This is a genomic window from Petrocella sp., assembly GCF_059865615.1.
Genome location: NZ_JCBCDA010000009.1, coordinates 1 through 14,822, shown reverse-complemented (window position 1 = coordinate 14,822; position 14,822 = coordinate 1). Strand labels below are relative to the sequence as shown.

Here is a 14,822-nt window from a genome sequence, read left to right as displayed (position 1 = left end):
ATGTACCAAGGATTAAAGGAGGGTGACTATGATTGCACTAACCCATGTCAATTATTATGATTTTAAGACATATGCGAAGGACCAATATATCATTTTTGATGATAAAATAATTGAGGTAGGACCTATGGCGAACTTTGTGAATCGGGATTATGAAGTCATAGAGTCAATAGACCAACTGGTTATGCCGAGTTTGATTAATGGTCACCATCATATTTATTCAACTTTTGCAAGGGGCTTGTTATTACCTTTTGACCCTAAGAATTTTCAAGAAATATTGGACCAGTTGTGGTGGAAGCTAGATGGTAGTCAAGACCTGAACAGTGTTTATTACTCTGGCATTGTAAGCGGTATTGAGGGTGTTAAAAATGGCATCACCACCATCATCGACCATCATGCCAGTGGCTTAGATATTAAAGGTTCATTGGAAACCTTAAAAAAAGCCATATGTGATGAAATTGGGCTTCGAGGGGTATTCTGTTTCGAAAGCAGTGATCGTTTTGATATTGAAGCCTGCATTGAAGAAAATCTAAGCTTTGCCAAGAAATATAAGACCACTAAAACGGTAGGCCTATTCGGTCTTCATGCAGCAATGTCCTTATCAGAGGAGAGTCTTGTAAAGATTTCAAAAGTCATAGAAGACATACCAATTCATATTCATGTGGCTGAAAGTCATATGGACGAAGACTTAAGTATGGAGAGATATGGGGAAAGAATCATACATAGATTGGATCGACACCAACTTTTAAGAGAAAACAGTCTTTTGGTCCACTGCCTATATATTGATGAGGATGAGGCGCATCTTATTGGTCGAAGAAAATGTACAGTAGCCCTTAATGTCACTTCAAATATGAACAATGGGGTGGGTTTACCAGACCACGAGCTTTTTGAAAAAGAAGGTATACCAGTTATTATCGGTAATGATGGTATTGGAAGCGGCATAACGCCGGAATGGCTTAACTTGAATTTTGCTATGCATCACCGGGACCTAACACCGGTTCGATTCGGTCTAGGTCAAGTGCTTAAAATGGTCAATCAAACATATATTTATGCATCCAGTATCCTGGGGTGTAAACTTGGGCGGATTCAAGCAGGTTATGAAGCCGATTTGTTGATGATACCTTATGTACCACCAACACCTATGAATAAGGATAATGCCTTTGGACATGTATGTTTTGGTTTGGCAAATAGCTTTAAGCCAAGTTATGTTTGGTGTGGAGGAAAGAAGGTCTTGGATTATTATGAAGTTGAGGATAATCTTATGAACACCTATAGAGAAGCATCAAAGTCAGCTAAAAAGTTATGGGATAGAGTTCGAAAAACATCCAATTATGAGGGGGAAATAGTATGAAATTAGATATAACCTTTGATGGCATAACACTAAAAAATCCATTAATGCCGGCATCAGGTCCATTGGTAGGAGACCTTGAAAAGTTGAACTTCATACGTGATGAAGGGGTGGGGGCTGTTGTTACTAAAACCATTTCATCAACTGCAGCCATCGTACCAAGGCCTTGTATATATGGTGACAAATATTTTGTTATGAATTCTGAGCTTTGGTCTGAACATAGCAAAGAAGTTTGGCTTGAAGATATTTTACCTAGCTATCGTAAAGAAGGTGTACCATTAATTATCTCTGTAGGGTATACCAAAGAAGATATGGCACTCTTGATAGCCTTGCTGGACCCTTATGCAGATGCATTTGAGATCTCAACCCATTATGTTGGCAAGGACTTATCGGTTATTAGGGAAACAGTACGCACCATAAGAGCCCATACGAAAAAGCCTATCTACATGAAAGTCAGTCCACACATGGATGATCCGGTTGCCTTTGCCAAAGCCGTTAGAGAGGCAGGCGCCAGTGGCATCGCGGCTATCAATTCACTTGGTCCAACAATGAAAATAGATATTAGAACAAGAGAAATAACATATGGTGGTGAAAGTGGGTTTGTATGGACGTCCGGTCCGGCCATTAAGAATCTAGCTTTGGCGACAGTCTATAGAATCAAGCAAGCCATGCCGGATTTTACAGTTATCGGTGTAGGCGGTGTTTCTAGTGCCGATGATGTCATAGAATTTTTATTAGCAGGTGCCAGTGGTGTACAGATGCTATCAGCAGCCCTGTTAAAAGGCAAGGATTTATATAGTAAGATTATCAAAGACCTACCAAAAGCACTTGAAAAATATGGTTTTGCATCCATTGAAGAAGTCACTAAGGCAGGACTTGGTAAAACACTAAGCTATGAACCGATTGTACCGGAGGTAGATACGCAACTTTGTACCCAGTGTATGCTGTGTGTGAAGATTTGCCCGTATTTTGCGATTCGTTTTGAAAATCAGATTATGTTTGATCAGGAAAAATGCTTTGGTTGTCATTTGTGTGTCAGCAAATGCCCGGTTAAAGCCATATATGTAGATAACTATTAGTAAGATGTCACTGGGAGGTGGTATGGTGTTAGACATTAGCAAATCCATTAACAAGGTTGATAATTTTGAAAAAATAACAGGTACAGCAAAGTACATCGATGATATAAAGCCGGAAGGATGCCTTTATGCCAGAACACTAAGAGCAACCATTCCATGCGGTCGTATTGTTTCTAGACATTATCCTGATATGCCGGAAGGCTATGCTATTGTTGACCATCAAGATATAACCGGTCAAAACTTTGTAAAAATTATCTTTGAGGATATGCCTGTTTTTGTTGAAGAGACCGTTAATTATTATGGTGAACCTATTTTATTGGTGGTTGGTGAGGACAAAGCCACGATTGTAAGCTTGATGAATCAGATTAGCATCCAATATGAAGCATATGAACCGGTTTATGATTATGTAGACAGTAAGATTCATAAGTCTTATGTCAAGGGCCAAGGTGAAGCTGTTTTTGATAAAGCCTATAAGGTGATTGAACACACCTATGAGACTGGCTATCAAGAGCATGTTTACATTGAGCCTCAAGGCGTCATAGCTTTATATGAACCGGATAAGATTTCCTTACTTGGCTCCATTCAGTGTCCATATTACGTTAAAAACGCTCTGACGAATGTGTTGGGATGCAATGAGGAGGAAGTTAGAGTTGAGCAAGCGACAACAGGTGGTGCTTTTGGTGGGAAAGAAGAGTTCCCGTCATTGATAGCCTGTCAAGCTGTTGTAGCCTCGAAAAAAATGAAAAGGCCTATTAAGTTAATCTACGGCAGAGAAGAAGATATGGCCTATACAACAAAGCGTCACCCTGCAAAGATTAAGATAGAAGCAGCCATTTCAAAAGACCATGAGATTATAGGCCTTCGAACCCATGTTGGCTTAGATGGTGGTGCTTATATTGGACTTTCCGGTGTTGTACTTTTAAGAGCCATGATTGCCGCTACCGGAGCTTATACCATTGAACATCTTCATATTACCGGCGATGTCTATATCACCAATACTGTACCAACCGGTGCGTTTAGAGGTTTCGGCGCACCACAAATGATTTTTGCCGTTGAAATGATGATGCATCATATTGCAAAAGAGTTAAATGAAGACCCTTTCACTTTAAGAATGAAATATTTGGCAAAAACAGGCGATGTAACATCAACCAGTGGGCATTTTATTGAACCTATTATTATGGAAAAGATGATTCAAAGGGCAATGGAGATATCTGACTATGAACATAAGATAAAAAAATACAAGTATGGGCGTATTAACAAAGAAAGTCATAAAGGTGTCTATAAAGGCATTGGCATGAGCTGGTTTTTACATGGTTGTGGTTTTACTGGAAGTGGTGAACAAGTCCATATAAAAGCCGTCGTCCGTCTTAAAAAGGATGAGTTAAATAGAGTCCACATACTGGTTGCCAGTGCAGATATGGGACAAGGCGTTAAAACGACTTTTAGAAAACTAATTGCCCACAAATTAAATATACCAATTGAGCAAGTGATCTTTGAGAACCCGGATACGGATAAAGTTCCGGATTCAGGACCGACGGTAGCATCCCGAACCATGATGATTGTAGGTGGGTTGTTGGCAAAAGCAGCAGATCAACTTAAACATCAATGGAATGATCAAAAAGAAGTCATGGTTGAAGAACGTTATAAACAACCTGAACATATAAAGTGGGATGATGAAACCTTACAAGGGGATGCCTACCCAGCTTATTCTTGGGGCATTAATATTGTTGAAGTAGAAGTGGATCCAGTCACTTTCGAAGTAACTTTGCAAGGTGTATGGTCGGTTTATGACGTGGGTAAAGCCATAGATGAGCAGGTTATTCTTGGCCAGGCAGATGGTGGTATGCTTCAAGGGATTAGCTACGGTATGCTTGAAGTCATGGAGAATAAAGACGGGCGGGTCCAACAAAAGACTGTGACGGACTACATCATACCAACAGCCAAAGATACCGTATTTATGGAGACAGAATTGATGGACAACCCATATGCCCTTGGCCCTTATGGTGCAAAAGGTGCGGGTGAGCTTACTTTGATTGGTGGTGCACCTGCGGTTGCACTGGCGATAGAAAATGCAATTGGAAAGCATGTAACTAGGATACCCGTAGTACCAGAATACATTATGGAGTTGATAAAAAATGGTTGAAGTAAGATTTGAATTAAACGGTAAAACAGTCATTACAAAAGAAGATCCGACTAAAAGACTATTAGACGTTATCAGAACAAGCTTTGGATTAACCGGTCCTAAAGAAGGTTGTGGTGAAGGCGAATGTGGTGGATGTGCGGTTCTGATAGATCATAAGATCATGAATGCCTGTATAACGCCTCTTGGTAATGTGCATGGAAAATCCGTAGTGACCATCGAGGCTTTTGCAAAAACTCAAAGAGGACAGACAATTAGAAAAGCATTTGAAGCCCATGGAGCGGTTCAATGCGGCATATGTACACCGGGTATGGTCATTGCAACAGAATCTTTACTTCATGCAAACCCTCATCCGACAGAGGCAGAAATCAGAGAGGGTTTGTCCGGTAATTTGTGTCGCTGCACAGGTTATAATATGATTGTCAAAGCCATACAATCCTTAGTAGAAAAGGAGGGATCTTTGTGGTAAATACGTATTACCCTACTTCTTATGAAGAAGCCCTTGAACTATTAAATACCCACAAACCGACAATTATTGCAGGTGGCACAGACCTTATGGTCAGGAAACGAGCATGGAGTGATTTACCTACAGGCTTTGACCAAGATGTTTTATTCGTCGGACAATTGGAAGAAGTGAACTATATAGATCGTCAAGGCACCAATATTCATATCGGTGCCGGTGTGACTTTAGAAGACATTATGGATCATTTTCATACACCGACTTTATTATCAGATGCCATTAAAATTATGGCCTCGCCAGCCATAAGACATAGTGCTACTTTAGCCGGCAATGTAGTGAATGCATCACCGGCGGGTGACACCTTACCTGTACTTTATGTTCTAGATAGTGTGGTGGTGTTGGAGTCTTTAGATGGTATTAGACATGTACCGATTGATAGCTTTATAAAAGGTCCGGGAAAAACAATCATCAACCATAATGAAATGATTAAGGAAATCATTTTATCCGGTCATAAGTTTAACCATAGTGTTTACAGAAAAGTTGGTGGACGTAAGGCAGATGCAATCTCAAAATTATCGGTATGTATGATTATGGACATCAAAAAAGGCATCATTCAGAATTTTAGAGCTGCTTTCGGTGCGGTTGGGCCAACAGTTGTAAGAGATTTGGCAATAGAGTCCAAGCTTATAGGTAAATCCCTGGCTTGGTTGGATGAAAATGTTGAAGAAATCGGAAAATACTATGAATCGATTATTAAGCCTATTGATGACCAAAGGTCCTCGGCAACCTATAGAAAAGCATGCACCATTAACCTGCTCACTGATTTTATAAAGCATATTAAGCATCACGCATAGAATCCCAATGATTTGTAAGTGGAGGTAGGACAATGTTAGGCGAAAAAATAAGACTAAAACGTATTGAAAAAGCCATGAGCTTAAAAGACCTTGCAGAGGCGTCCGGTTTAACCTCCGGATTTATTAGTCAGATAGAAAGAGATCTTGCCGAGCCGTCCATTACATCTTTAAGAAAGATAGCAGAAGCTTTGGAAGTGGCTGTGTTTCATTTTTTTATAGAAGAAATGAATGAAAATCCGGTGGTTAGAAAACATGAACGACAGCCCATACAATTTCCCGGTTCTAAGGTTTCATATGAGTTATTATCACCGGACTTAAATCGTCAAATGGAGACTTTCCTTGGGAAGCTCAAACCTGGCGGTGTTACTTGTGATGAACCAATGGCCCATGCAGGTGAGGAAGTGATTTTCGTTTTAGAAGGGGAAATGCTCATACGCATTGGTAATACAACCTACAACTTATCAGAAGGTGACACTATTTACTATTACGCCAATATTCCCCATCAGATTGAGAACCCCGGTAAAGATCTATTAAGCTTTATATCTACAATAACCCCACCAAGATTTTAGAGTCTTAACAGTTAATATAGTTTAATAGGTAGGAGGAATGACATGCCCATAAAAGAGATGATTATAGCAAGAGGTGATCAAAAGGCAGAGCTGGTACTAAAAAACTGTCAAGTTGTTAATGTACTGAATGGACAGATTGAAACAGGTGATATTGCGATAGAAAAGGGTCGAATTGTTGGTGTAGGAGAATATGAAGGCATTAAAGAAATTGATCTGAATCACAAATATGTATGTCCCGGTTTCATTGATGGTCATGTCCATATTGAATCCTCGATGCTGACCCCATCACAATTTTCAAGATTGATCATGCCTAAAGGCACTACCAGTATCATAGCAGATCCCCATGAGATAGCAAATGTATGCGGTTTAAACGGTATTGAATATATGTTAAAGGCTAGCGAAAAAGTACCCCTTGATATTTATATCATGTTACCTTCTTGTGTGCCGTCAACAGAGTTTGAGGTAGCAGGTGCCGTCTTATTGGCAAAGGATCTTAAGAAGCTAAAAGATCACCCTAGGGTCATTGGTCTTGGTGAGATGATGAATTATCCAGGCGTTATTGCCGGTAATTTAACGGTCCATGAAAAAATAGATATGATGTCAGACCGTTTAATTGACGGTCATGCACCGGAAGTAACAGGTAAAGCATTAAATGCCTACATCTCAGCCGGGGTAAAGACAGATCATGAATGTACCACCAAAGAAGAAATGTTAGAAAAAGTTGGTAAAGGGATGTATGTTCATTTAAGAGAAGGTTCAGCTACCAGAAACCTAGATGAACTTTTAAAAGGTGTAACACCAAGTAACAGCCGTAGGCTTATGTTCTGCTCAGATGATAAACAACCCATTGATATCATGAACGAGGGCCATATGGATCATAATGTTAGACGGGCCATAGAACTGGGTCTTAGTCCGATTACAGCGATTCAAATGGCCACCCTAAACATTGCAGAATGCTATAGCTTAAAAGGCAAAGGTGCCATAGCACCAGGCTATGAAGCAGATTTATTGGTACTAGATAACTTAGAAAAAGTAAGCATCCGTCAAGTGTACAAAAAAGGTATACTGGTGGCAACAGATCATCAGCCACTTTTTGAAGCACCTCAGATTGAAGATGAAAGTGTGCTTAAAACAGTTAAGCTTGAAAATATTAGAGCTATTAATCTAGACCTTAAGATACCAACAGGTATTGCTAAAGTTATTGGTTTAAGAGAGAGAAGTATTATAACGGATTCAGTAATTAGAAAAGTAGACATAAAGAATGATCTTTTTATACATAACCCTAAACTAGACCTTCTTAAATTGGCAGTTATAGAACGTCATAAGAACTCAGGCAACGTAGGTATAGGTCTTGTAGAAGGTTATGGTTTAAAACATGGCGCAGTAGCCCTTACCATAGCCCATGATTCACACAATGTCATTGTTATAGGAGATAACGATGCAGATATGAGGCTCGCCATAGAAGAACTCAAAAGATGTGACGGTGGTATGACCATCTGTAGAGACGGTGTGGTTATTGAGACGTTAAGACTAGAAGTAGGAGGACTTATGACCAATGCACCCCTTGAAGAGGTCATAGCAAAGATCAAGAAAATGGATCGCTTGGCCCTTGATAGTGGTGTCAGTACAAAAATCGAGCCATTTTTAACATTGGCATTTTTGGCACTACCGGTCATACCGGAATTAAAACTCACAGACCAAGGTCTGTTTGATGTTACACAATTTGCCTTTGTTAAAATCGATGTATAGAAGGAGGACCTAGAATGTCCTATGTATCAGGTTATACATGTACATTATGTGAAAAAGAATATACAAATGAACAAGGTCCCATGACCACTTGTCCCCAATGTGGTGATTTGGGTATTTTAGATGTAAATTATGATTATAAAAGCATAACAAAGGTCTTAACGAAAGACGGTCTAAAAAAGCATGAAGATCCATCAATTTGGCGTTATGCACCTTTATTACCAGTTGAATCTACGCATTTACAAAAGACTTTAAAGATTGGTGGCACACCCATATACCGAAGCTGTCAACTGGCTCAGTATATGGACATAGATACCTTATATATAAAAGATGATGGTGTCAATCCAACAGCCTCTTTAAAAGACAGAGCATCCGTCATTGCGGTTGTAAGAGCTTTGGAAGAAGGTAAGGATACCATAGCCTGTAGTTCAACAGGCAATGCAGCCTCATCCTTAGCCGGTAACGCAGCTCACATGGGCCTAAAGACAGTTATTTTTGTTCCAAAGCGCGCTCCAAAAGGCAAATTAACCCAACTTATGGTTTATGGTGCTAAGGTTATATCCGTGGATGGTGATTACAAAAGTACCTTTGAGTTATCCAAGGCGGCCATTGATCATTATGGTTGGTATAATAGGAATGCAGCGATTAACCCCTATCTTGTTGAAGGTAAAAAGACAGTGGCCCTAGAAATTGCAGAACAGTTATCTTTTGATGTACCGGACTGGGTAGTGGTATCTGTAGGAGATGGATGCACCATTGCCGGAGTGTATAAAGGCTTCTTCGACCTTGTATCCCTTGGCTTAATAGATAGAATGCCTAAGCTACTTGGGGTTCAGGCAGAAGGTTGTGCCCCCTTTTATCATGCCTTTAAAGAAAAAAAAGCATTAGAAGCCACAGAAGAAAATACATTGGCCGATAGTATTGCGGTTGGTGTACCTAGGAATCCGGTTAAAGGTATTCAAAGTGTTATAGCTTCTAATGGCACCTATCTTACAGTGACGGATCAAGAAATATTAAGCGCAATAGCTTTACTTGGCAAAACAGAGGGTATTTTTGGAGAACCTGCCGGTGTCGCTGGTGTTGCCGGTCTTAAAAAAGCACGAGATAAAGGTATCATCCATAAAAAGGATAAAGTAGCAGTCATCATTACAGGTAACGGACTTAAGGACGTTGAACATGGCATGGAAGCGGTAGGAGAGCCTATGCGACTAAAGCCGGATATCCAGAGTTTTATAAAAATAATGAACGAAGCGGAGGGCATAAAAAATGAGTAAAATACCATACGGACCAACTTATGATGAAATGTTGGATCCTTCCAAAATCTCAGAAAACATTATGGAAAAAGTGATTCTTGCCAAGGAGGAAGAACTTGATCCTTTAAATCTTTTTAATATTACATGGCGGGATCCAAACAATGAAATTCGAAAAGTGGTGCTACCAAAGGCCATAACTGGCGTTGATGCCAATATTGTGGTTATGCTTGGCAAATATTTCCCATCAGGTTCCCATAAAGTAGGACCAGCCTATGCAACCCTTATAGAAGGCTGTGTGGACAAAGAAATTCTACCTGGAGAACATACTATTTTAGGACCTTCTACCGGTAATTTTGGCATTGGCGTGTCTTATATATGTAATCTCATGGGCTACGATGCCATTGTCATTATGCCGGACAATATGAGTAAAGAACGTTACGAGAGAATTAAGAGATATGGAGCTAGATTAGATTTGACACCTGGCACCGAATCAGATGTTATATTGACCCTAGAACGCACCTATCAATTGATGAAAGAACCTAAGAACAAAGCCTTAGCTCAGTTTGAATTGTTTCCAAACTACAGATTCCATAGACATGTCACCGGACATAGTGCGGTTGAAGCGGTCAAAGGTATCGGAAACGGACGTATTGCTGCTTTTACATCAGCCCTTGGCTCTTCAGGCACTATAGCAGCGGGTGATCATATTAAGCAGGTTTATCCCGATGCGAAAATCGTAGCACTTGAGCCTTATGAATGCTCAACTTTGACAGATGGTGGTCGTGGTCAACATAGAATTGAAGGTATAGGCGACAAAATGTGTACCTTGATTCATAATGTGTTAAACACAGATTTTGTTGTCATGATTGAAGATGATGATTGTGTTAAAGGTTTGAAAGTCATTCATGATGGGGGACATATTCTTGTTGAAGCGGGTGCGGACAAAGATTTGGCGGAATGTTTAAGAGACTTATTTGGCGTTTCAGGTATTTGTAATATACTAGGTGCTATAAAAATGGCCAAACATCTTAAGCTCGGACCGGATGACAATGTGGTGACCATAGCAACAGATGGCTTTGATCGGTATGACTCCGTTATTCTTGACCTTGAAAGACGTTCTCTTGAGACTTCTGATAATGTACTGCGAAGATGGAAAAAAGATGTTTTTGATGAAGCCGATACAGGTAGAATTACAGACTTTAGAAGTCATGAAATGAAAGAGCAACTATTTAATCAAAAAGAGAAAGACTGGTTACCTTTTGGTTATAAAAAAGAATTTTTGGATGCCATGAAAGTCCAAGAATTCTGGGATACAGAATATGCAAAAGTTCAAGCCTACAATGCAAAAATCAAAGTACTTAGAGATGAGGATGATGAAAATGACAATACCCTTTAATAGGATATTAGAAAGTGCAAAAACTTACAGGGATGACATTTCCACCTTTCTTAGGGATATGATTCGTATATCCAGTGAAAGCTGTGATGAAAGATTGGTTGTTCTAAGAATAAAGGAAGAAATGGAAAAAGCAGGATTTGATCGCATTGAAATAGATCCGATGGGCAACATTCTAGGTTACATAGGCCAAGGATCCACTTTGATTGCTATGGATGCACACATTGATACAGTGGGTATCGGTGAGCTTGCTAACTGGGATTATGATCCTTATGAAGGCTACGAAGATCATGAGATTATTATTGGTCGGGGCGCCAGTGATCAAGAAGGCGGTATGGCTTCTATGGTATATGCCGGTAAGATTATAAAAGATCTGGATTTGGCGGATGATTATACTTTGCTTGTAACTGGAACAGTGCAAGAAGAAGACTGTGATGGATTATGTTGGCAATATATTATTGAAGAATCAAAAATCAGACCGGAATTTGTTGTGATTACAGAACCCACCTCCCTTAACATCTACCGAGGTCAACGTGGACGTATGGAAATCAAAGTGGAAACCATGGGGGTTAGTTGTCATGGATCAGCACCGGAGCGGGGGGACAACGCCATATATAAGATGGCGCCGATTATAAACGAACTTAAAGTGCTCCATGAAAATCTGCTGGACAATGTGTTTTTAGGCAAAGGCAGCTTGACCGTATCTGAGATTTTCTTCAGTTCACCTTCAAGATGTGCTGTGGCTGATGGCTGTAGTATATCCGTTGACCGACGTCTAACCCACGGTGAGACCTATGAATCTGCCCTAGAAGAAATTCGTAACCTACCATCTGTAAAAGCAGCAGAGGCAAAAGTATCTATGTACACCTATGAGCGTCCTTCTTATACGGGTCTTGTCTATCCTACAGATGCCTATTTTCCAACTTGGGTATTGCCTAAAGACCATGAGGCCACCCAAACATTGGTAGAGGCCTATAAAGGTTTATTTGATAAAGAACCCTTGGTGGACAAGTGGACGTTTTCAACCAATGGTGTTTCAATTATGGGTCGTTATGAGATTCCATGCATCGGTTTTGGACCCGGTCATGAGGACCAGGCCCATGCCCCTAATGAAAAAACATGGAAAGATGAATTGGTGTATGCAGCAGCTATGTATGCCACCATTCCAAAAGCCTATATAAAAAGAAAGAGAGGTTTATAATATGCAGACACGTTTTAAAGGAAAACATTTCATTACTCTACAAGATTGGACCAAAGAAGAAATCGATACTTTACTTGAGGTGTCTTTTGATCTAAAAAAGAAATTTGCCATGGGTATACCAACCCCATATCTACCTTATCAGACCATGTTTTTAATGTTTTTTGAACAATCTACAAGAACCCGTAACTCTATGGAAGCAGGTTTTGCGCAACTTGGTGGGCATGCCAATTATCTGGATACTTCTACCATGCAGATCAGTCATGGTGAAGTGGCCAAAGATACAGCCATCATTTTATCCAGTTATGGTCATGGGATTGCTTGTAGAAACTGCTTCTGGGAAATTGGTAATAAATACTTAAGAGAACTAGCAGAGCATTCAAGCGTGCCGATTATGAACCTTCAATGTGACCTATATCATCCAATGCAAGGGATAGCTGACTTAATGACCATCAAGGAAAAGATGGAGACCACCAAAAGCCTTAAAGTATCCATTATATGGGCCTATGCAAAAAGTCATAAAAAACCTATATCTGTACCTTTAACTCAAGCATTGCTATTCCCAAGGTATGGTATGGATGTGACATTGGCTTATCCGGAAGGATATGACTTGCCGGAATGGGCGATTGAACAGGCTAGAGAAAATGCGAGACAAAATGGTGGAAGTTTTAGAATCACCCATAACATGGAAGAAGCTTATAAAGATGCTGATGTGGTTATTCCCAAAAACTGGGGTAGTTGGGTGAACAATCAAAGTGACGCTATTATTGATGATCTATTAGAGTCTTATAAAGGGTGGAAATGTACAGAAGAAATGATGGCACTAGCCAATGAGAATGTTATGTATATGCATGCTTTACCGGCAGATAGAGGTAACGAAGTTGAAGACAGTGTTATCGACGGTCCTCATTCTATTGTTTTTGATGAAGCGGAAAATAGGATTCATACATCTAAAGCGGTTATGGTTCTTACCATGGGCGGTAAAGGTTGATATGGCATTAAATGATGGAGGCGAGGCATTAGATGGAAAAATTAGCGGTTATTGCCATTGGCGGTAATTCCTTAATCAAAGATAGTGAGCATCAATTTATTGAAGACCAATACATGGCTGTTTGTGAAACAGTCCGTCATATTGTGGATCTTATTGAGCTAGGGATTAATGTGGTCATCACCCATGGAAATGGTCCACAAGTGGGTTTTATCATGAGACGTTCAGAAATCGCCGAAGAAGTAGAACATATGCATCCGGTACCTTTGGTAAGTTGTGACGCAGATACCCAAGGCGCTATAGGGTATCAAATCCAACAAGCCATGCAAAATGAGTTTAATAAAAGAGGCTTAACCAACAAGGCTGTAACGGTGGTCACACAAGTGGAAGTTGAACCAGATGATCCGGCATTTCAAGCGCCTTCAAAACCCATCGGTACATTTTATACAGAAGCACAAATCGAACGGATCACCACTCAACATCCGGATTGGCATATGGTTAAAGATGCCGGCCGTGGGTATAGAAGAGTTGTACCTTCTCCTATGCCTAAGAAAATTATTGAAAGAGAAGCTATCGAGACACTTATTCAAGCAGGGTTCTCGGTGGTGGCTATCGGTGGTGGTGGGATTCCAGTTACTAGAGATGCAAATAGAAAGCTTGTTGGTGTCAATGCGGTTATTGATAAGGATTATGCCAGTAGTTTGTTAGCTACCCAACTTGGTGCGGATTATTTTATTATTTCAACAGCGGTGGATCAGGTTTATATTGATTATAATAAGCCGACTCAAAAGGCGTTGAGTATGTTGACCTTGGATGAAGTAGAAGCATTGAAGAGGGATAATCAATTTGCACCAGGTAGCATGTTGCCAAAGATTAATGCGGCGACAGATTTTGTCAGGACTGGAGGGAAAAAGGCGATTATTACTAGCCCGGCTTGCTTAAGTGATGCGATTAATGGCCTTGCAGGGACGACAATCATCAACCGGGGGGACGGTTCTTTCGGCTGACACTTAGAGATTGGTCCAATAGCCTCACGGCTGTTGGACCTTAATATGTGTGCCAGGTATGGCACTAATCTAGCTAGTGAAAGTCTAGCCACGGGTATTTACCGCCAAGTGTAGCGAACCACAAGTTGGTATCAGTAATGATATAGATGGAGGAAGTGGTGTAGCAAAATTCTTGAGCCTACGAACAGAAACTTGGTGGGTGAGGTTTCATATCAAACTAAAGCCCAAAAGGTAAATGTAAACCGAAGTTGTAAATCAAGAGGTTGTGGAATGAAAGATTAGTGTCTTAGCCTGGGAGACCCTACCCACATATCAAAAGATATGGTCGAAAAAGGTTTAGGGAGGGAGTCAGATGAAGTTATAGTAGTTGTAATAACTGAAGGACTGAAGTAGGAACGTAACCGAGGGATATTGTCTATATCTAGAGGAGTGATATGTATAAATTTTACAATAAACAGAGGAGTAACAGCAATGAAATTAATTGAAGTGATTACAACAAAAGAGAACTTAAACAGAGTGTACTAGAAAGTTGTTGCTAATAAAGGTGCTAGTGGGATTGATGGTATAAGGGTAGAGGAACTAGGGGATTACATTAATTCTAATAAAGATGATATTGTGAATTCTATTAGAAATAGGACATATTTTCCAAAAGCAGTACGAAGAGTATATATACCAAAAAGCAATATCACGTTCCTTAGTAGTAACAATAAAAAGGGTAAATCAAATGGTTGTTGGGTGGATAAATTACTTTAGAATTGGAATGATGAAAGGATTCATGGAAGAGTTTGGAGCA

General features: G+C 40.0%; 13 protein-coding genes. All 13 read left to right on the top strand.

Translation table 11 applies throughout. From position 1 onward, the window contains the following. Positions 1–28: 28 nt before the first annotated feature. A complete protein-coding gene (locus AC6F8J_RS01345) occupies positions 29–1,348 on the top strand; it encodes an amidohydrolase family protein (protein WP_500720452.1) in 1,320 nt (439 codons plus the stop codon). After that, on the top strand, positions 1,345–2,424 hold the full coding sequence (locus AC6F8J_RS01340; protein WP_500720451.1) for a 4Fe-4S binding protein: 1,080 nt from the start codon (positions 1,345–1,347) through the stop codon (positions 2,422–2,424). The genes AC6F8J_RS01345 and AC6F8J_RS01340 overlap by 4 nt, the downstream gene beginning before the upstream one ends. 25 nt (positions 2,425–2,449) lie before the next feature. After that, positions 2,450–4,564 carry a molybdopterin cofactor-binding domain-containing protein gene (locus tag AC6F8J_RS01335; protein ID WP_500720450.1) on the top strand — a complete coding sequence of 705 codons (2,115 nt, stop codon included), beginning with the start codon at positions 2,450–2,452 and terminating at the stop codon, positions 4,562–4,564. Then, positions 4,557–5,030, top strand: coding sequence for a 2Fe-2S iron-sulfur cluster-binding protein (locus tag AC6F8J_RS01330; RefSeq protein ID WP_500720449.1), 474 nt, complete (start codon positions 4,557–4,559; stop codon positions 5,028–5,030). The genes AC6F8J_RS01335 and AC6F8J_RS01330 overlap by 8 nt, the downstream gene beginning before the upstream one ends. Continuing rightward, positions 5,024–5,875 (top strand): FAD binding domain-containing protein, encoded by an 852-nt coding sequence (locus tag AC6F8J_RS01325; protein WP_500720448.1) that lies wholly within the window; start codon positions 5,024–5,026, stop codon positions 5,873–5,875. Before AC6F8J_RS01330 ends, AC6F8J_RS01325 begins: the two co-directional genes overlap by 7 nt. A gap of 32 nt (positions 5,876–5,907) precedes the next feature. Continuing rightward, positions 5,908–6,444 (top strand): cupin domain-containing protein, encoded by a 537-nt coding sequence (locus AC6F8J_RS01320; protein ID WP_500720447.1) that lies wholly within the window; start codon positions 5,908–5,910, stop codon positions 6,442–6,444. Between the two features lie 42 nt (positions 6,445–6,486). Further along, positions 6,487–8,193, top strand: a complete 1,707-nt coding sequence (gene ade / locus AC6F8J_RS01315; RefSeq protein ID WP_500720446.1) for an adenine deaminase — start codon at positions 6,487–6,489, stop codon at positions 8,191–8,193. A gap of 14 nt (positions 8,194–8,207) precedes the next feature. Further along, entirely contained in the window at positions 8,208–9,464 is a 1,257-nt protein-coding gene (gene thrC / locus AC6F8J_RS01310; protein ID WP_500720445.1) for a threonine synthase, read from the top strand. Next, positions 9,457–10,839, top strand: coding sequence for a pyridoxal-phosphate dependent enzyme (locus AC6F8J_RS01305; protein WP_500720444.1), 1,383 nt, complete (start codon positions 9,457–9,459; stop codon positions 10,837–10,839). Before thrC ends, AC6F8J_RS01305 begins: the two co-directional genes overlap by 8 nt. Beyond that, a complete protein-coding gene (locus AC6F8J_RS01300; RefSeq protein ID WP_500720531.1) occupies positions 10,823–12,037 on the top strand; it encodes a YgeY family selenium metabolism-linked hydrolase in 1,215 nt (404 codons plus the stop codon). The genes AC6F8J_RS01305 and AC6F8J_RS01300 overlap by 17 nt, the downstream gene beginning before the upstream one ends. Position 12,038: 1 nt before the next feature. Beyond that, positions 12,039–13,025, top strand: a complete 987-nt coding sequence (locus AC6F8J_RS01295; protein WP_500720443.1) for an ornithine carbamoyltransferase — start codon at positions 12,039–12,041, stop codon at positions 13,023–13,025. 32 nt (positions 13,026–13,057) lie between these two features. Beyond that, a complete protein-coding gene (gene arcC, locus AC6F8J_RS01290; protein WP_500720442.1) occupies positions 13,058–14,029 on the top strand; it encodes a carbamate kinase in 972 nt (323 codons plus the stop codon). A gap of 619 nt (positions 14,030–14,648) precedes the next feature. Beyond that, the coding region (locus AC6F8J_RS01285) for a group II intron maturase-specific domain-containing protein (protein WP_500720530.1) at positions 14,649–14,822 on the top strand (174 nt) is incomplete at its 3' end.